The sequence below is a fragment of the Pedobacter hiemivivus genome, assembly GCF_005144565.1.
In the GTDB taxonomy this organism is placed as follows: Bacteria; Bacteroidota; Bacteroidia; order Sphingobacteriales; family Sphingobacteriaceae; genus Pedobacter; species Pedobacter hiemivivus.
In genome coordinates, this window is record NZ_SWDX01000005.1 from 245,322 (window position 1) to 263,858 (window position 18,537).

21 protein-coding genes are annotated in these 18,537 nt (G+C 39.2%); 14 read left to right on the forward strand and 7 right to left on the reverse strand.

Translation table 11 applies throughout. From position 1 onward, the window contains the following. The first annotated feature begins 79 nt into the window (after nt 1–79). Both metF and FBD94_RS14190 read left to right on the forward strand, forming a co-directional pair. Nucleotides 80–1,036 carry a methylenetetrahydrofolate reductase [NAD(P)H] gene (metF, locus tag FBD94_RS14185; RefSeq protein WP_136880662.1) on the forward strand — a complete coding sequence of 319 codons (957 nt, stop codon included), beginning with the start codon at nt 80–82 and terminating at the stop codon, nt 1,034–1,036. Nucleotides 1,037–1,180: 144 nt separating this feature from the next. Continuing rightward, nucleotides 1,181–1,615 carry an META domain-containing protein gene (locus FBD94_RS14190; RefSeq protein ID WP_131611120.1) on the forward strand — a complete coding sequence of 145 codons (435 nt, stop codon included), beginning with the start codon at nt 1,181–1,183 and terminating at the stop codon, nt 1,613–1,615. On the opposite strand, the gene thrC is transcribed toward FBD94_RS14190, so the two are convergent. From thrC to thrA, 3 genes are read right to left on the reverse strand one after another with little or no spacing between them, the layout of a single operon-like run. Next, on the reverse strand, nt 1,602–2,912 hold the full coding sequence (gene thrC / locus FBD94_RS14195) for a threonine synthase (RefSeq protein WP_136880663.1): 1,311 nt from the start codon (nt 2,910–2,912) through the stop codon (nt 1,602–1,604). The genes FBD94_RS14190 and thrC overlap by 14 nt on opposite strands. 16 nt (nt 2,913–2,928) lie before the next feature. Further along, nucleotides 2,929–3,864 carry a homoserine kinase gene (locus FBD94_RS14200; protein WP_131611122.1) on the reverse strand — a complete coding sequence of 312 codons (936 nt, stop codon included), beginning with the start codon at nt 3,862–3,864 and terminating at the stop codon, nt 2,929–2,931. A 6-nt stretch (nt 3,865–3,870) separates the two neighbouring features. Continuing rightward, entirely contained in the window at nt 3,871–6,318 is a 2,448-nt protein-coding gene (gene thrA / locus FBD94_RS14205; protein ID WP_136880664.1) for a bifunctional aspartate kinase/homoserine dehydrogenase I, read from the reverse strand. Nucleotides 6,319–6,611: 293 nt separating this feature from the next. Between thrA and rsgA the strand changes: the two genes are divergently transcribed. The 3 genes from rsgA to FBD94_RS14220 are packed head-to-tail and all read left to right on the forward strand — an operon-like array spanning nt 6,612 to nt 8,316. Further along, complete coding sequence (gene rsgA, locus FBD94_RS14210) at nt 6,612–7,532, forward strand: ribosome small subunit-dependent GTPase A (protein WP_136880665.1); 921 nt, start codon at nt 6,612–6,614, stop codon at nt 7,530–7,532. A gap of 3 nt (nt 7,533–7,535) precedes the next feature. Further along, nucleotides 7,536–7,988 carry a D-aminoacyl-tRNA deacylase gene (gene dtd / locus FBD94_RS14215; protein ID WP_131611125.1) on the forward strand — a complete coding sequence of 151 codons (453 nt, stop codon included), beginning with the start codon at nt 7,536–7,538 and terminating at the stop codon, nt 7,986–7,988. Nucleotide 7,989: 1 nt separating this feature from the next. Further along, nucleotides 7,990–8,316 (forward strand): nucleotide pyrophosphohydrolase, encoded by a 327-nt coding sequence (locus FBD94_RS14220; RefSeq protein ID WP_131611126.1) that lies wholly within the window; start codon nt 7,990–7,992, stop codon nt 8,314–8,316. A 61-nt stretch (nt 8,317–8,377) separates the two neighbouring features. On the opposite strand, the gene FBD94_RS14225 is transcribed toward FBD94_RS14220, so the two are convergent. The 4 genes from FBD94_RS14225 to rsmA form a co-directional block, all read right to left on the reverse strand. Next, a complete protein-coding gene (locus FBD94_RS14225) occupies nt 8,378–8,770 on the reverse strand; it encodes an HIT family protein (RefSeq protein ID WP_131608283.1) in 393 nt (130 codons plus the stop codon). A 10-nt stretch (nt 8,771–8,780) separates the two neighbouring features. Next, nucleotides 8,781–9,254 carry a transcription elongation factor GreA gene (gene greA, locus FBD94_RS14230; RefSeq protein WP_090785267.1) on the reverse strand — a complete coding sequence of 158 codons (474 nt, stop codon included), beginning with the start codon at nt 9,252–9,254 and terminating at the stop codon, nt 8,781–8,783. Between the two features lie 158 nt (nt 9,255–9,412). Next, nucleotides 9,413–10,336 (reverse strand): 2-hydroxyacid dehydrogenase, encoded by a 924-nt coding sequence (locus FBD94_RS14235; protein ID WP_131608282.1) that lies wholly within the window; start codon nt 10,334–10,336, stop codon nt 9,413–9,415. A 37-nt stretch (nt 10,337–10,373) separates the two neighbouring features. Continuing rightward, complete coding sequence (rsmA, locus tag FBD94_RS14240; protein WP_131608281.1) at nt 10,374–11,156, reverse strand: 16S rRNA (adenine(1518)-N(6)/adenine(1519)-N(6))-dimethyltransferase RsmA; 783 nt, start codon at nt 11,154–11,156, stop codon at nt 10,374–10,376. 99 nt (nt 11,157–11,255) lie between these two features. Here rsmA and pdxA point away from each other — a divergent pair, with 99 nt between their 5' ends. The 9 genes from pdxA to rpiB all read left to right on the forward strand — a co-directional run bounded on the left by pdxA (nt 11,256) and on the right by rpiB (nt 18,535). Continuing rightward, nucleotides 11,256–12,335: a 4-hydroxythreonine-4-phosphate dehydrogenase PdxA gene (gene pdxA, locus FBD94_RS14245; RefSeq protein WP_131608280.1), complete on the forward strand. Its 1,080-nt coding sequence runs from the start codon at nt 11,256–11,258 to the stop codon at nt 12,333–12,335. A gap of 59 nt (nt 12,336–12,394) precedes the next feature. After that, nucleotides 12,395–12,928 carry a YceD family protein gene (locus FBD94_RS14250; RefSeq protein WP_136880666.1) on the forward strand — a complete coding sequence of 178 codons (534 nt, stop codon included), beginning with the start codon at nt 12,395–12,397 and terminating at the stop codon, nt 12,926–12,928. 21 nt (nt 12,929–12,949) lie between these two features. Then, the gene (gene rpmF / locus FBD94_RS14255) at nt 12,950–13,141 is read left to right on the forward strand and encodes a 50S ribosomal protein L32 (RefSeq protein ID WP_084288924.1); all 192 of its coding nucleotides are present in this window, start codon (nt 12,950–12,952) and stop codon (nt 13,139–13,141) included. Nucleotides 13,142–13,240: 99 nt separating this feature from the next. Then, nucleotides 13,241–14,179: a phosphate acyltransferase PlsX gene (gene plsX, locus FBD94_RS14260; RefSeq protein WP_131608278.1), complete on the forward strand. Its 939-nt coding sequence runs from the start codon at nt 13,241–13,243 to the stop codon at nt 14,177–14,179. Nucleotides 14,180–14,191: 12 nt separating this feature from the next. Further along, nucleotides 14,192–15,181, forward strand: coding sequence for a beta-ketoacyl-ACP synthase III (locus tag FBD94_RS14265; protein ID WP_131608277.1), 990 nt, complete (start codon nt 14,192–14,194; stop codon nt 15,179–15,181). Between the two features lie 72 nt (nt 15,182–15,253). Beyond that, the gene (gene accB / locus FBD94_RS14270) at nt 15,254–15,721 is read left to right on the forward strand and encodes an acetyl-CoA carboxylase biotin carboxyl carrier protein (RefSeq protein WP_136880667.1); all 468 of its coding nucleotides are present in this window, start codon (nt 15,254–15,256) and stop codon (nt 15,719–15,721) included. 21 nt (nt 15,722–15,742) lie between these two features. Then, complete coding sequence (accC, locus tag FBD94_RS14275) at nt 15,743–17,083, forward strand: acetyl-CoA carboxylase biotin carboxylase subunit (RefSeq protein ID WP_131608275.1); 1,341 nt, start codon at nt 15,743–15,745, stop codon at nt 17,081–17,083. Nucleotides 17,084–17,165: 82 nt separating this feature from the next. After that, on the forward strand, nt 17,166–18,059 hold the full coding sequence (tatC, locus tag FBD94_RS14280) for a twin-arginine translocase subunit TatC (RefSeq protein WP_136880668.1): 894 nt from the start codon (nt 17,166–17,168) through the stop codon (nt 18,057–18,059). Nucleotides 18,060–18,094: 35 nt separating this feature from the next. Next, on the forward strand, nt 18,095–18,535 hold the full coding sequence (rpiB, locus tag FBD94_RS14285; RefSeq protein WP_136880669.1) for a ribose 5-phosphate isomerase B: 441 nt from the start codon (nt 18,095–18,097) through the stop codon (nt 18,533–18,535). Nucleotides 18,536–18,537 lie beyond the last annotated feature (2 nt).

Here is an 18,537-nt window from a genome sequence, read left to right on the forward strand (position 1 = left end):
ACAACCTGTTTTTATCGTCATGCTGAATTTATTTCAGCATGACGAACAACAAAAATACTAGACATAACCAAGGAAACTAATGAAAATTATAGATCATATAAATAATGCCAAGGGTAAAACCTTATTCTCATTTGAATTATTACCGCCTATTAAAGGACAAAGCATCAAAGGAATATTTGACGCGATAGATCCTTTAATGGAATTTAACCCTCCTTTTATTGATGTAACCTATCTACGCGAAGACTATATTTATAAACAACATGCAAATGGTTTATTGGAAAAAGTGGCTTACCGCAAACGTCCAAGTACAGTAGCAACCTGTGCTGCCATTATGAATAAGTATAAAGTTGATGCTGTGCCTCATTTAATTTGTGGCGGTTTTACCAAAGATGAAACAGAAAATGCTTTGATCGACCTTCAGTTTTTGGGTATCGACAATGTATTGGTATTAAGAGGTGATGCGCGTAAAAGTGACAATGCCTTTATTCCTACACCTAACGGTCATGCTTACGCTTCGGAACTGCTCCAACATGTGGCAGATATGAACAAAGGTAAGTACCTGCATGATGATATGGAAAGTGCAGAAAAAACAGATTTCTGTATCGGTGTGGCTGGCTACCCTGAAAAGCATTTTGAATCGCCTAACCTGGACACAGATTTTAAATGGCTGAAGCACAAAGTAGACGCTGGTGCCGATTTTATTGTAACCCAGATGTTCTTCGACAATAATAAATATCAGGAATTTGTTGATAAATGCAGGGCTAATGGCATTAATGTACCTATCATTCCGGGATTAAAACCAATTACCAGCAGTAAACAGTTGATCAGTTTACCTAAAATATTTCACCTTGACATTCCTTTGGAATTGAGTGAAGCTGTACAAGCTTGCAAATCAGAAAAAGAGGTAAAAGAAGTGGGTATTGAGTGGATGATTAACCAATGTAATGAACTTAAGGCAATGGGCGCACCGGTATTGCATTTCTACACAATGGGGAATCCTGAGCCTACAAAAAGAATTGCTCGCGCAGTCTTTTAAATTATATCCAAAAACAGTGTATACTATTATCCTGAGTTTCTGAACCAACTCAGGATGATAGCTTCGCTAGAGCCCATAAAAAAGCCTTTTCCTGTTTTTTGGAATACTCTTTGTATATTCACATAACGTAAAACTTATTTTTATATGAAAAGGCTGATGCTATTTACAGTTGTGATTGCGAGTTCTCTAGTGTCCTGCACGACTATGAAGTCCGGAACTATAGGCAATGGTGGATTATCTCAATTGGGTGGCACCTGGGAGCTTAATTACATATCAGGACCAAGAATAGCGTTCAATGGGCTGTACCCAGGTAAAAAGCCCATCATTAAGTTTGATATTGCCGAGAAAAGATTTAGCGGCAACACCAGTTGTAATTCTTTCTCTGGACAACTGATCGCAGACGATGCTACAATTAATTTCACAAAACCCTTTATGATGACAAAAATGGCCTGTCCCGGTGAGGGAGAGACCACTTTTGTAGAAATGCTTAAAAAAGCAAGTAATTATACGATAACCAGCGATAGTACCCTGAATTTTATGATGGGTGATATTGCCATTATGCGTTTTAGTAAGAAGTAATTAGGTAATTTTTAAAAGATTCAAACGCAGTATCCATAGCTGTAGCATGTTTTTGCTTTGCGGCCAGACTTTTTACTTGTTCAGGAATCTCAATCTTAGCTTTCATCTCTTCAGGAAAAACATCCGGAAACTTACATGCATGTGCGGTAGATAGGAAAACGCCTGCAAAATCTTTATCGCCTGTTTCTTTTCTGTATTCCTGTAAAGCCTTCCAGGCAATTGCCGTGTGTGGACATGCGACATAATCGAAATCATTGTAAATGGTCTTCATTCCTTTCAACGTTTCTTCATCCGTATAACGATAACTTTTCAATACTTGCTGTAAGGCTGATTTATCATTTTGAAACATATCCATGATTCTTACCCAGTTACTTGGCGCACCTACGTCCATTGCATTGGCGTAAGTTTGTACCGATGGACGGGTTTCATATATACCTGTCTCCAGAAAACGTGGAACGGTATCGTTTACATTCGTTGCCGCTATAAACTGCTTTACAGGCAAGCCCATTTTATAGGCCAATAAACCGGCAGCAATATTCCCAAAATTTCCACTTGGCACCACAAATACAACATCTTTTTTACCTTGCTTTTTCAATTGAGCGTAGGCATTGAAGTAATAAAATGTTTGCGGGATCAACCTGGAAATGTTAATGGAATTTGCTGAAGTCAAACGGAACTTACTATTGAGTTCATCATCAGCAAAAGCTTGCTTTACGAGGGCCTGACAATCGTCAAAAGTACCATTTACTTCAACAGCATGGATATTCTGACCATTGGTACAAAGCTGTAATTCTTGTATATCGCTCACCTTTCCTTTAGGGTAAAGGATGGTTACGCGGGTATTTGGCACACCTAAAAAACCTAGTGCTACGGCACCACCAGTATCCCCGGAAGTAGCCACCAATACATCAAGCGTTTTCTCGTTATCTTTTAAAAAATAAGCCATGATCCGGCTCATAAATCTTGCGCCAAAATCTTTAAAGGCCAATGAAGGGCCATGAAAAAGCTCCAAAACATATTCATTGTCAGCCAGCTTTACTACTGGAGCATCAAAATTAATGGCATCATCAATGATATTTTTAAGGTCTTTGGCTGGTATAGCATCTTGCAATAAAGTTGAAGCCACTTTAAAGGCAATTTCAGGTAAACTGAATTGATCGATTGTATCGATAAATTCCTGATCCAATTGCGGAATATGCACCGGCATGTACAGACCCTTGTCTGCCGGCATGCTGTTGAATACCGCGGTAGGAAAATCAACACTTAGGTTATGGTTGTTGGTACTGTATAATTTCATTTTGTGTTAGCTTCTATTAGTCTAAAATAACGGGGCCTTTTTTATTTACTTCAGAAACAAAGGCCAGGCTATTAATGGCAATGTTCTTTAAATGATGCTGTAACTTTTGAGTAATCCGATTCGCTGTTTCTGCATCTTTTGTAAGCGCAAACACAGATGGTCCTGAACCAGAAATACCAAAACCGATAGCTCCACTTTCCATAGCCAAGGCCCTAAGTATTTCGAAATCAGGGATCAAAATAGAACGGGTTGGCTCTACCAATATATCAGTCATGCTACGCCCAATCAGATCGTAATCATTCATAAACAATCCGCTTACCAATCCGGCAACATTACCCCATTGCGTTACTGCATCTTTTAAGTATACCTTTGAACGGATCATCTGACGGGCATCTTTAGTAGGCACATCTACCTCAGGATATACAATTGCAGCATGCAGATCCTGTGGGAAAGGCAGACTAATGATATCCAACGGGCTGTAACTTCTGATCAACACAAAACCACCCAATAAGGCCGGAGCCACATTATCGGCATGTCCGTATCCACAAGCCAGCTCCTCCCCTTTCATTGCAAAAGGAACAAGCTCTCTATTCGTCAACTGATTATCAAACAAAGTATTGATGGCAAAAAGACCCGCGACTGTACTAGCGGAGCTTGAACCCAACCCACTACCTATCGGCATTTTTTTATGTAGCTCTATCTCGATACCTGCATCTGGTCTACCAATATGTTCCAGATATTGCTTTGCAATGGCACTCACTGTATTCTTGTCAGGATTTAGAGGCAACCGGCCTTCATCACCGGTAATTTTTAAAAGAGACACTCCCGGTTTATCCGTCAAACGCATGATCACCTCATCACCTGGCTCGTTTACCGCAAAGCCAAGAACATCAAATCCACATACTACATTGGCCACAGTGGCCGGGGCAAAAACTTTTACTGATTTTCTCATAACCTATTATCTTTTACCCACGTTTATAATATCTGCAAATACACCAGCCGCTGTTACTTCAGCACCTGCACCTGGGCCTTTAACTACCAATGGGCGTTCTTTATATCGATCGGTAATGAAAGAAATGATGTTATCACTGCCCGAAAGCATATAGAAAGGATGTGAATCATCAACCATTTGAAGGGTGATAGAAACTTTACCATCTTCCAGTTTACCAATATATCTTAATACTTTATTGCTTTTTGCAGCTTCCTGCTTTAAGTTTTCAAAATGCGCGGCATTCTTTTCCATTTCTTGATAGAAATCCGCTACGCTATTGGCGGCCAGACAAGCGGCCGGAAGCATACTTTCTATGGCAACATCCTTCTCTTCCAATGCATATCCTGCATCGCGGGCAAGGATTAGCATTTTGCGCATGAAGTCTTTACCGTTCAAATCATCTCTAGGATCAGGCTCTGTATAGCCCAAATCCTGAGCCTCCTTTACCACCTCATGAAATAACCTGTCGCCTTTAAAATTATTAAAGATGTAAGATATCGTACCCGATAAGATGGCTTCGATACTGGCAATCCTATCGCCACTAAGCATTAAATCTTTTAGTGTACGAATAATCGGCAGACCAGCTCCTACGTTAGTCTCGTAATAAAACTCTACCCCATGCTTTCTGGCAGCTTCTTTAAAAGCTACATATTGATCATACTCGGCCGAATTCCCGATCTTATTGCAGGTAACCACTGAGATGCTGGATTGCAACACATCCAGATAAAACTGAATGGGGTTATGACTAGCTGTATTGTCTACAAATACACAATTGGCTAAGTTCATGTTTTTCATCTGTTTGATAAATTCGCCCAAATCAGCTTTGTCCCCCTGCTCTTCCAACACGTTTTCCCAGGTAGTCAAATCTATACCATCGGGATTCAAATACATTTTGCGGGTATTGCTAACACCCATCACTTTTACCTGAAGATCATTGTTCTTCGCCAGGAAAGGCATCTGGTTTTGTAATTGCTGGAACAAGGTTTTTCCGATATTACCGGTACCCAGACAAAATATATTCAGTGTTTTTTTAAGGTCTGAGTAAAAGGCATCATGAACAGCATTTACTGCTTTAGAAAGATCTGCTCTTGATAGAATTACGGAGATATTGTACTCTGAAGAGCCCTGTGCAATGGCTCTTATGTTTACGCCATTTCGGCCAAGGGCACTAAATAATCTTCCTGAAATCCCAGGTGTACGTTTCATGTTTTCGCCTACAATAGCCAAAATTGAAAGTCCGTTTTCTACTTCAGGATACTCTAATTTACGGGCCTGAAGCTCCAATTCAAATTCCTTATTAATCAGCGCTAATGCTTTTAAGGCATCTGTCGGTTTAACTGCAAAAGTAATGCTATGCTCTGATGAGGATTGTGTAATCAGCACGACATTTACCTGCTCTCTGGATAAAAGAGAAAACAACCTTCCGCTAAACCCAGCTTTGCCCACCATACCACTTCCTGAAAGGTTTAGTATGCTGATTTCATCAATAGAAGAAATTCCTTTTATAGGCAGACTAGAAGCTTGTGCGCCATGTTTGATATAAGTACCAGGAAAATCTACGTTGAAAGTATTTTTAATTACAATTGGTATTTTCTTTAAAAACGCTGGAGTCATGGTTGGCGGATAAATCACCTTAGCTCCGAAATAAGAAAGCTCCATCGCTTCAATATAACTTAACTCGGGTAATGAAAACGCTTTTTTAACAATCCTCGGGTCGGCGGTAAGCATCCCGTCGACATCTGTCCAGATTTGAATTTCTTCAGCATTTAATGCAGCACCCCAGATAGCAGCAGTATAATCGCTACCACCACGACCTAATGTAGTGATGCGTCCGTCCTCATTACTGGAAATAAAACCGGTAACAAAAAGCAATTTATCTTTATTGGACTCATAGAAATCTCTGATCAGCGTTTCGGTAAGCTGCGTATTAACTTTTGCTTGTCCGAAATTGCTATCTGTTTTGATGAGCTCGGCACCATCTACATAAACTGAATTGGCAAAATACTGACGGGCGATATGACTAACCATCACATTCGAGCAACGCTCGCCATAGCTCAAAATCAGATCTTTGGTTTGCAGGCTCAACTCGCGAAGGGTATATACCGATTGCAGGATGTCTTCCAATTCGTTGAAATAGATCTTTAGTTTAGTCAACACTGGATTTTGTGCCCCTGCAGGCAGCAATGCACGGATCACTTCGAAATGTTTGGTTTCTATCTCCTTAAGTTGATCGGCATAATCCGCTCCACTTCTGGCATTTTCTGCCATCAGCAATAGGGTGTTGGTTACGCCCCCCATTGCAGAAAGAACAACAATAGGGTTTTCAACTCCCGTCTCCTTCTTGAGTATATCCATCAGCGCGCTAATGCTTTGCGCTGAACCGACAGAAGTACCTCCAAATTTTAAAATATTCATAGTTGTTGGTTAAAAAAAAAGCGCCTTCCCGTATTAGAGGAAGGCGCTTTTTTGTGGTTGTTATATTTTCATTTTCAGCCCACTAGCTTACCTTCCTCCGTCCTATGCCGGTGGTTGTGGTAATCGTAGTAATGGTTGAATTGTTATACATTGTATTTCTTACACTATCTTGTAACTGGCAGTAAAGTAAAGTTATATTTTTCTAATTAGCAAATGTTTATAAAAATAAATTATTAGTAGGTCGATTTAGTAGGAATTATAAATTCCTACATTTTCTTACCTTTACGCATTATATGCAAGGATTAGTAATAAAATCAACAGGAAGCTGGTATCAGGTGCACGCCGAAAATGGACTTGATTATGACTGCCGGATAAAAGGCAAGTTTAGGATTCAGGGTATCCAAACCACCAATCCTATTGCTGTAGGTGATCAGGTGGAGTTTGAACTGGAACCTAATTCAGACAACGGTGTGATTAACAAGCTGTACGACAGACGGAATTATATCATTCGTAAATCTATCAACTTATCTAAGCAAGCTCAAATCATTGCGGCAAACCTTGATCAGGCTTTTTTGGTGGTTACACTAGCATCTCCCCGTACCTCATTGGGATTTATAGACCGCTTTTTAGCTACGGCTGAAGCATATGACATTCCTGCGGTACTCATTTTTAACAAACTTGATCTTTTTAATGAAGACGGTTTGACGATTTTAGAAGAATATAAGGCCATTTATGAGCATATTGGCTATCCATGCTATACAGTTTCGGCACTTGAAGGCACCAATATTCCATTGATTGAAAGTTTATTAAAAGATAAAACGACCTTGTTTTCTGGTCATTCGGGTGTAGGAAAATCTAGCTTAATCAATGCTTTATTACCTGGCCGAAGTATCAAAACTGGTGAAATATCTGAAGCGAGTGATAAGGGACAACACACCACTACTTTTGCGGAAATGCACACCTTACCATTCGGTGGCTATCTGATAGATACTCCAGGGATACGTGAACTGGGCATATATGACATTAAGCCAGAAGAGCTAGGGCCTTATTTCAGGGAAATGAGAGCCTTGATGAACAAATGTCGTTTCAACAACTGTCGCCATGTAAATGAACCTGGCTGTGCCGTTGTTAAAGCGGTAGAAGATGGTGAAATAGAATTGAGCAGATATGAGAGCTACCTGAGCATCTTCCATGGGAATGAAACCAGAGCGTAAATTATGAGGGCAGTTATACAAAGGGTTACAACTGCAAGTTGTATTGTAGCGGGGAACACTACTGGTGCTATCGATCTTGGCTTTTTAGTTTTGCTTGGCATTGAAGATGCAGATACACAGGAGGATTTGGAATGGCTTGCCGGAAAAATAGTGAATATGAGGGTATTCGGAGATGAAGAAGACCTGATGAATAAGGCTTTGGCTGATGTTGATGGGAATATTTTACTGATCAGCCAGTTCACCCTTTTCGCATCTACTAAAAAAGGTAATAGGCCCGGTTTTACACGAGCCGCCCGCCCAGAAAAAGCAATTCCTCTTTATGAAGCCATGATTAAGCAGCTATCCTTACTATTGAACAAAGAAATACAAACCGGGATATTTGGTGCGGATATGAAGATCAGCCTGGTAAATGATGGCCCGGTAACGATTACTATCGATACAAAAAATAAAGAATAATATGACCATAGCAGAGGCACAGGAAACGGTAGACCAATGGATCAAAACAACCGGCATCCGTTATTTTAATGAACTGACCAATACAGCAATTTTGATGGAAGAGGTTGGTGAAGTGGCACGAATCATGTCGCGTAAATATGGCGAACAATCTTTCAAAAAAAGCGATGAGGCCGTAGATCTGGGCGATGAGATGGCCGATGTTTTATTTGTATTGATCTGTCTGGCCAATCAGACTGGAATCGACCTGACTGCGGCAATGGAAAAAAATCTGATTAAAAAGAGCATCAGAGATGCCGACAGACATAAAAACAACGACAAGTTGAAATAGGATGTAAAAAAAACGGAGTCAAAATAATTGACTCCGTTTTTTTATGCTTAGTAGGTAAAAACTACAATGCTGCTTTGATTTTTGCAGCTGCCTCTGCCAGTTCTTCCTGACTTGGCTTTAATTTCTCCTTACTGAAATTCATATCATTAACGTAATTCATCGGAATTAAATGAATGTGCACATGTGGCACTTCCAATCCGATAACCGCAACGCCAACCTTTTTACATGGGAAAGCCTCTTTTAATCCTGTAGCTACTATTTTAGCAAACAAGGTTAATCCGAAATAACTTTCTTCATCCATATCAAAAATGTAATCAATCTCCTTTTTAGGGATAACCAATACATGTCCCATCACCAATGGATTCACATCCAAAAAGGCCAGGAACTCGGTGGTTTCAGCAACGATATGTGCTGGAATTTCACCACTTACAATTTTTGAAAAGATGCTTGCCATATTTTTAATTTTATCTGCTGATCTCTAATATTTCGAATTCCATTTTACCTGCAGGCACTTCAATTTCGGTGGTATCGCCTACAGATTTGCCCAATAAACCTTTTGCAATTGGTGATTTCACAGAGATTTTTCCTGTTTTAAGGTCTGCTTCTGATTCTGCAACCAACTGATAAGACATTGTTGCACCGTTTTTAACGTTCTTTATCTTTACGATAGAAAGTGCAAGCACTTTAGAAGTATCCAGTTTAGACTCATCAATCAACCTTGCAGTTGAAAGTGTGCCCTGCAACTTGGATATTTTGGCTTCATGTAATCCTTGTGCTTCCTTTGCTGCATCGTACTCGGCATTCTCAGAAAGATCGCCTTTATCTCTTGCTTCAGCAATTGCTTTTGATATCAATTGCCTCCCGGTAGTTTTTAAATACTGTAACTCTTCTTTGAGTTTATCTAAACCATCTTGGGTATAATACGTTACCTCTGTCATAGCTCGTTTATTTATTGTAAATCCTCTAAAAAACAAACAAGACTACATCGGCTTTTAAGCCTACATAGTCTTGCTTCAATTAAAACGAAGATAACAGGGTAATCGCATAAAAACAAATTTTTAAGCTTAAATGATGCAGGAATGATCAAATAAATCCGCTAAAAAGCATCTAGCTTTTCTGCTAAGACTTCAGAGATCTTGCGATAGGACTCAAATGTCCAGCCCCCAACATGAGGTGTTAAGATCACCTTACCGGATGACTTAAGGTCCTTAAACCAATCTTGAGTAGCTAATACTGGAAACTTCTCTACTTCAAGCACATCCAATCCAGCACCAATTATTTTGTTGTTTTTAATGGCCGACAAAACGGCTTTAGTATTCACTACTTCTCCCCTGGCCGTATTGATAAAAAATATAGGTTTACGGAAATGAAGCAGGTATTCGTCATCAACCAGCTGCCTGGTTTCAGTAGTAAGCGGAATATGAAGGCTCAGCACATCGCATTGTTTCACAATCTCTTCCATACTTACTTCTTTAGCATAAGCATCGGTAAAACCTGTTTTATATTTATCGTAAGCAATTACATTCACGTCAAATCCTGAAAGCTTTTTAGCAAAGCTTTTACCCATAAAGCCGTAGCCAATAATGCCTACTGTACGCCCTTTTAACTCATAGCCACGATTTCCTTCTCTGTCCCAGATGCCATTACGTACCTCTGTGTCCGCGTTTCTGAAATTATTCATCAAGCTCAACAGCAACCCCGTGGCATGTTCGCCTACGGCATCCATATTCCCTTCAGGGGCATTTAGCAACGCTATATTTCTTTGCTTTGCAAAAGCCACATCAATATTATCCAGTCCAGCTCCTGCTCTTGCAATGAACTTAAGATTTGGCGCAGCTGCCATTAATTCCTGATCTATCTTGAATTTCGTACGAACAGCAATACCAACATAATCCGCAATTGTAGCTAATGTTTGCGCCCTAGTAATTAAAGGCTCATCATGAACCTCATATCCCATTGCAGTTGCACGTTCTTTAAATGCAGGATGCAGATCATCAACTATTAATATTTTTCCTTTCATGCGTGGTATAGCTTGCGTTATGGGGGGATGACTTTTATTATTTTGTAAGTTCCGACAAGTGCGAGGTTAGTTCAATGAAATCAGCCACACTTAATTGTTCTGCCCGTTTATCAAAAAATGGATGCGTATCCATCTTATCTTTAGGAATCACTCCCGAAAGTGAGTTTCTTAAGGTTTTTCTCCTTTGATTGAAACCAGCCTTTACCGTACGCCAAAACAGTTTCTCATCACAAGGAAGCGTTTCTACATTGTTTCTGCTCAGTCTGATTACACCTGAATTTACTTTTGGCGGTGGGTTAAATGTTCCGGGCTTAACACTAAATAAGTATTCTATATCGTAGTAAGCTTGAATCAGCACACTTAGTATTCCATAATCTTTTGTGCCCGATTTTGAAGCGCAGCGCTCTGCCACCTCCTTTTGGAACATACCGACCATTTCGACCACATTGTCCCTGTTTTCAAGAATTTTAAACAGAATTTGTGAAGATATATTGTAAGGAAAGTTACCAATAATGGCATATTTCTCTTTAAATATTTCTGAAAGATTAAGCTTTAAAAAATCTCCATTGATGAGTCTACTGCCCAATTGCGGATATTTTTGATTTAAAAAATGATAGGATTCTACATCAATATCTATCAAGTGAGTTTCGATATCTGTACGCTCCAGCAACAAATCAGATAAGATGCCCATTCCAGGTCCAACTTCAAGTACCTGTTTGTATTTATCAGTATGAACAAGCCCGTTTACAATTTTTGCCGCGATATTTTTATCCGTTAAAAAATGTTGCCCTAAATGTTTTTTTGCCTTCACCAAACTCATATATTCTCCCTTAAAAGCTACAAAATAACTAAAGTTTTACCAGTATCGGGCTAACATTAAGGTGAAAATCTGTAATTTGCACCAAATTTCTATTCAGGCATGAGCAATAAAATTAAAATTGGGATAAGCATTGGTGATATAAACGGGATTGGATTAGAAGTAATCTTAAAGACCTTATCGAACAATAGCATTCTCGACTACTGCACTCCAATAGTTTACGGACATACGAAAGTTGCTTCTTATCATAGAAAAGCATTAGGATTAACAGATTTTGCATTTAATGTGATCAACGACCCTGCTTCGGCCAATCCGAAAAAGGCAAATCTGATCAATTGCTGGGAAGAAGACGTAAAAATAGATTTAGGTGTTTCTAACGAGATTGGTGGAAAATATGCACTATTATCCCTTCAAAAAGCTACTGATGCGTTGATAAAGGGAGAAATTGATGCATTGGTTACTGCACCGATTAACAAACACAACATCCAATCGGAAAATTTTAAGTTCCCTGGACATACAGAATACTTACAGGAACAAAGCAACAGTGCTGATGTATTGATGTTCATGGTCAGTGAAGATATTCGTGTTGGGGTAGTAACAGGGCACATCCCTGTCAAAGATATTGCGCACAGCATCACCAAAGAGAAGATTGTTAAAAAACTGGTGATGATGAACGAGAGTCTTAAAAAAGATTTCTGGATCGAAAAACCGAAGATTGCGGTATTGGGATTAAATCCACACGCCGGTGATAATGGTCTATTAGGTAAAGAGGAAGAGGAGATTATCATTCCTGCTATTCAAGAAGCCTTTGATAAGGGGATAATTTGTTTTGGCCCCTACCCTGCGGATGGTTTCTTTGGAAATGACAGCCACAAGCAGTTTGATGCTGTATTGGCGATGTACCATGACCAGGGCTTGATTCCTTTTAAAACCATTGCTTTTGGCACGGGCGTAAACTTCTCTGCCGGTTTAAAAATAGTACGTACTTCCCCGGATCATGGTACCGGATACGATATTGCTGGAAAAAACCTTGCAGATCCTTCTTCATTTATTGAAGCCATCTTTGCAGCCACACATATCGTGAAGAACAGGAGAGAACAGGAGGCTTTATTAAGCAATCAATTAAGAACCGGAGGGAAAGTAATTGAAACTGCCGCAGATATGAAAGATGACGCGAATTAAAAAAGATTTGCAACCAATGAAAATAATCTCTACATTTGCGGGCTAAAATTTTGTTACAATTGAAACCATTAAAACAATTTTCAATCCCATTTACAGGCTTAAAAATTGGCAAGCATCAGTTTGATTTTGAGGTTGATAACAGCTTTTTTGAAGCTTTTGAATACTCTTTAGTAAAAAAAGGAAACTTAAAAGCAGAAGTTGAGCTTGACAAACAGGAGACCATGCTATTGCTACAGATCCGAATAAAAGGAACGATAGTATTAGATTGTGATAAATGTTTAGCTGAGTTTGAGGCACCAATAGATGTACAGGAAAGGCAGATTGTAAAATTTGCTGAAGATGAATTAGAAAGTGATGACCTGGAGATTATCGTTTTGAGTAAAAAAGAAAGTGAGCTTGATATCTCGGATCTGATTTACCAATTCATCACGGTATCGGTACCTTATATTAAGGTCTGTGAAGAGAACGGTGAGGGTCAAAAATGCGACCAGGAGATGATTGCGAAACTGGAAAGTTTTGCAGTAGGATCACAAGAAGAAGAACAACAACAAAGTGATGACCCAAGGTGGGCAGCATTAAAGAAATTAAAATAATAATATTTAAATAAATCAACAATGGCACATCCAAAACGCAAGATTTCTAAGAGTAGAAGAGATAAGAGAAGAACTCACTACAAAGCAGAAGCTCCTTCTTTAGCTACTTGTCAGACAACAGGTGCGATACACATTCCTCACCGCGCTTACAACGTTGATGGTAACTTGTACTACAACGGTAAATTGGTTATTGAAAACACCTCAATAGGTTAATTTTCTTGAAAAATAGTTTGTGTTTTAACTGCACTAAAGTTTAACTTAGTGCCTTTAAAAAAGGGCAATTTTGCCTAGTACACAAACTGATTTTTTACTATGAGAATAGGTCTCGATATAATGGGCGGAGACTATGCTCCTAAAGCTAATGTTTTAGGAGCAATAGCGGCTCATCCCTTGTTATCTTCGGATGAGCAAATAGTGCTTATTGGAGATACCCAGCAAATTAAGCCCATCCTAACTGAAAACGGTTTTAATCCGGATCACTTTGAGTATATTCATACCGAAGAGGTGATTGGTATGGGCGAACATCCCACTAAGGCTATTGTTCAAAAGCCAAATTCCAGTATATCTATTGGTTTCAATTTACTTAAAGAAGGTAAACTTGACTCATTTGCGAGTGCAGGTAATTCGGGTGCAATGCTTGTTGGCGCTGTTTTTAGCGTAAAAACAATTCCCGGTATTATCAGACCATGTCTCACTACTTTTCTTCCTAAACTTAGCGGCGGAGTTGGGTTAATGCTTGATGTTGGCGCTAATGCTGACTGTAAGCCTGACACCTTACTTCAATTCGGTATCTTAGGAAGTTTGTACGCTGAATATGTAATGCAAATTGAGAACCCAAAAGTTGCCTTGATGAATATTGGTGAGGAAGATGAAAAAGGTGATATGTTAAGCCTTGCTACTTTCCCTTTAATGAAGGATACCAATCTCTTCAATTTTGTGGGTAATGTAGAAGGAAGGGATTTGTTTAATGATAAAGCCGATGTAATTGTTTGCGACGGCTTTACGGGCAATGTAATGCTTAAGCTTGCTGAGTCTTTTTATGTACTAACTAAAAAAAGAGGGTTAAAAGATGAATTCTTTGACCGCTTTAATTATGAAAACTATGGAGGCAGCCCTGTTTTAGGTGTAAATGCTCCTGTAGTAATTGGCCATGGCATTTCGAGTCCGCTGGCTGTTAAAAACATGATCCTGCAATCCAGGGACATGATTACAACCGGCTTGGTTGGAAAAATACAAGCCGCATTTAAATAATTATTAAATAAAATGAGTAAAATTCACGCTGCGATTACAGCTGTTCATGGTTATGTACCCGATTACGTAATGACCAATAAAGAGCTTGAATCAATTGTAGACACTACCGACGAATGGATTACATCCAGAACAGGTATCAAAGAGCGAAGAATATTAAAAGGTGAAGGTTTAGGTACATCTGACATGGCAGTTCATGCTGTGAATGGATTGCTTGAAAAACGTGGGATCAGTGCTGAGGAAATCGAACTGATCATTTTCTGTACCACAACTCCAGACATGCCTTTTCCGGCATCGGCTAACATTTTAGCAGATAAAATTGGTGCAAAAAATGCTTGGGGTTACGATCTTCAGGCAGCATGTTCAGGCTTCATTTTCGGCTTATCTACAGGTGCACAATTCATCGAATCCGGTAAACATAAAAAAGTTCTGGTTGTTGGTGGCGATAAAATGTCGTCAATCATCAATTATCAGGATCGCACAACTTGCATCATTTTTGGTGATGGTTGCGGCGCTGTTCTCCTTGAACCAAATGAAGAAGGTTTAGGTGTAATGGATTCTATCCTAAGAAGCGACGGTTCAGGAAAACAATATTTACATCAAAAAGCTGGTGGTTCTGCAAGACCGGCAACACATGAAACCATAGATAACAACGAACATGTCGTTTATCAGGAAGGGCAAGCTGTATTCAAGTTTGCGGTAACCAATATGGCAGATGTTGCTGCTGAGATTATGGATCGCAATCAGCTGAGTTCTGACGAGGTAACCTGGTTAGTACCGCATCAGGCAAACAAACGTATCATTGATGCTACTGCATCAAGAATGGGTGTTGGTGCTGAGAAAGTAATGATCAATATACAACGTTATGGCAATACGACCAATGGTACAATACCGTTATGTTTGTGGGAATGGGAAAGTCAACTTAAAAAAGGCGACAATGTAATATTGGCTGCTTTTGGAGGAGGTTTTACCTGGGGTTCCGTTTATTTAAAATGGGCCTACTAATTTTATAAAATAAATAATCTTAACTTAGATAGTTCTAAAGACGTACTATTTTTTCTAAATAACACCTAAAAAATGGATATTAAACAAATTCAGGAACTTATTAAATTTGTTTCTCGTTCGGGCGTAAACGAAGTTGCTATTGAGCAGGAAGACTTCAAAATCACAATCAAGACCAATCAAGCTCCTACTTTTGTTCAGGCAACTGTACCAGCTCAGATTGCTCCTGTTGCTCCAATTGCTGCCCCGGTAGCTGCCCCAGCAGAAACTAAAGCATCGGCACCTGTTGAAGATACTTCAAAGTACATCACCATTAAGTCACCAATGATCGGTACATTCTATCGTTCTGCGAGCCCTGACAAACCTTTTTTCGTAAATGTTGGCGATGAGATTTCTACAGGTAAAGTGATCTGCATTATTGAAGCTATGAAACTTTTCAATGAAATTGAAAGTGAAGTTTCAGGTAGAATCGTTAAAGTACTTGTTGATAATGCATCACCAGTAGAATACGACCAACCTTTATTTTTAGTAGAGCCAATTTAATCCCTGAAAAGGAAAGAAAATATGTTTAAAAAAATACTAATTGCCAATAGGGGCGAAATTGCTTTACGCATTATTCGCACCTGTAAGGAAATGGGCATCAAAACCGTAGCTGTTTACTCTACTGCTGATAGAGAGAGTTTACACGTACGCTTTGCAGATGAAGCCGTTTGCATTGGCCCACCACCAAGTAAAGATTCTTACCTAAGTATTCCAAATATCATATCTGCTGCTGAATTGACTAATGCAGATGCGATACACCCGGGTTACGGATTCTTATCTGAAAATGCTAAATTTTCATCGGTTTGCCGTGATTACGGAATTAAATTTATTGGGGCTACTCCAGAGCAAATCAACTCTATGGGCGATAAAGCATCGGCTAAAGAGACCATGAAAAAAGCTGGTGTACCTACTATTCCAGGCTCTTTAGGCTTGGTTGATAATGTAAAAGAAGGCATTGTAATAGCCAACGAAATAGGCTACCCTGTGATCCTAAAGGCTACTGCAGGTGGTGGTGGTCGTGGAATGCGTGTAGTTTGGAAAGATGAAGAATTTGAAAGTGCCTGGGATAGTGCCAGACAAGAATCTGGTGCGGCTTTTGGCAATGATGGTCTTTATTTAGAAAAATACATTGAAGATCCACGTCATATTGAAATCCAGATTATTGGTGACCAATATGGTAAGGCTTGTCACTTATCTGAACGCGATTGTTCTATTCAGCGCAGGCATCAAAAATTGGTTGAGGAAGCTCCTTCACCATTTATGACTCCTGAGTTACGTGATAGAATGGGTGAGGCTGCAATTAAGGGAGCTATTGCTGTACAATATGAGGGCGCGGGTACCGTAGAATTTTTGGTAGACAAACACCGCAATTTCTATTTTATGGAAATGAATACTCGTATTCAGGTAGAGCATCCGGTAACGGAAGAAGTAATTAACTACGATTTAATTAAAGAGCAGATTAAAGTTGCTTCCGGTGTTCCAATTTCAGGTAAAAACTATTTACCGGATATGCACGCCATCGAATGCCGCATAAATGCTGAAGATCCATTTAATAACTTCAGACCATCACCGGGTAAAATAACGAACTTCCACTCTCCTGGAGGTCATGGTGTAAGGGTTGATACGCATGTTTATGCAGGATATCAAATCCCTTCAAATTATGACTCTATGATTGCTAAGCTGATCTGTGTTGCACAAACACGTGAAGAGGCCATCAGTACAATGGAGCGTGCTTTAAGTGAATTTGTGATCGAAGGTGTAAAAACTACGATACCATTCCACTTAAAATTGATGAAAGACCCTAACTTTAGAGCTGGTAATTTTACGACTAAATTTATGGAGACTTTCGAGTTTTCGGAATAAAGACAAAAACTATTTGCTAGATTTAAAACGTAAATACCATTCTATATAAAAGAATGGTATTTTTGTTTTACAAATAACTTACATGAGTGATAATAAAAAACGTGACCTGATCGGGGCCATAAAAGAAAAAGGAAAAGCGTTAGAGGCAGAAATGTCTTTTTTTGACCATATAGATGTATTAAGAAAGCATTTATTACGTTCGTTACTCGTAATTGTCATACTTACCATTGGGGCTTTCTGGTTCTCAGACTTTATTTTTAACGATCTGATTATGGGGCCCAAAAACCCCGATTTCTGGACTTACAGAATGATGTGCAAAATGGCGGCGGCTTGGCCAAATCTAATTGGCTCTGACTTTTGTATTACGCACATCGACGCAAAGATCATCAATACAGAAATGGCAGGACAATTTACCCTTCAAATTAATGCCTGCGTAATGGTCGGCATCATATTGGGTATCCCCTATATATTGTTTGAATTGTGGTTATTCATTAAACCGGCACTTCATGCAAATGAGCGTAAATCAGCAAGTAATTTTGTCGTATTCGCTTCGACACTCTTCTTCATTGGAATTCTATTTGGCTATTACATTGTGTGTCCACTGTCTGTTAATTTCTTAACTAATTTCACCGTAAGTCCTGATATACAGAATACATTTACCATCACATCATACCTTTCTTCTGTATCCACATTAACCATTGGTTCGGGTATCATTTTCCAATTACCAGTAGTCATTTACATTCTATCTAAATTTGGAATCATGACGCCTGCATTTATGCGTTCGACCAGACGATATGCAGCAGTTATCATTCTTATCGTAGCTGCCGTGGTAACTCCAACAGCTGATGTGATCACTATGATGGTAGTTGCCTTCCCGCTCTTTATCCTTTATGAAGTAAGTATCTTTATCTCAGCAAACATAGAGCGTAAAAGAAATAAAGAACAGTATGGTGTAGCCAAAGTAAATAAACATTAAAACGCCTTATTTTATAATCAATATAAACTTAAAAGATGTCAACAGATAAGAAATTTAAAATTGCAATAGGTTCAGATCATGCTGGTTTTGAATACAAAGAACTCCTTAGGTCATTTTTAAATGATTACGAGGTGAAAGATTTTGGTACATACGCAGCTGATTCTGTTGATTATCCTGACTTTGCCCATCCCGTTGCCGATGCTGTAGAAAGCGGAGACTATACATTTGGGGTATTGGTATGTGGTAGTGCTAATGGGGTGGCTATAACGGCTAACAAGCATCAACAAATCCGTGCAGCAATTTGCTGGCAAAAAGAAATTGCAGAACTCGCAAGATTGCATAACAATGCGAACATCATATGTATCCCTGCAAGATTTGTTTCTGAAGAAGTCGCAAAAGAAATGGTAACTGCCTTTTTGAATACTGCTTTTGAAGGTGGTAGACATGCGACCAGAGTCAATAAAATGTCCTGCTAAAG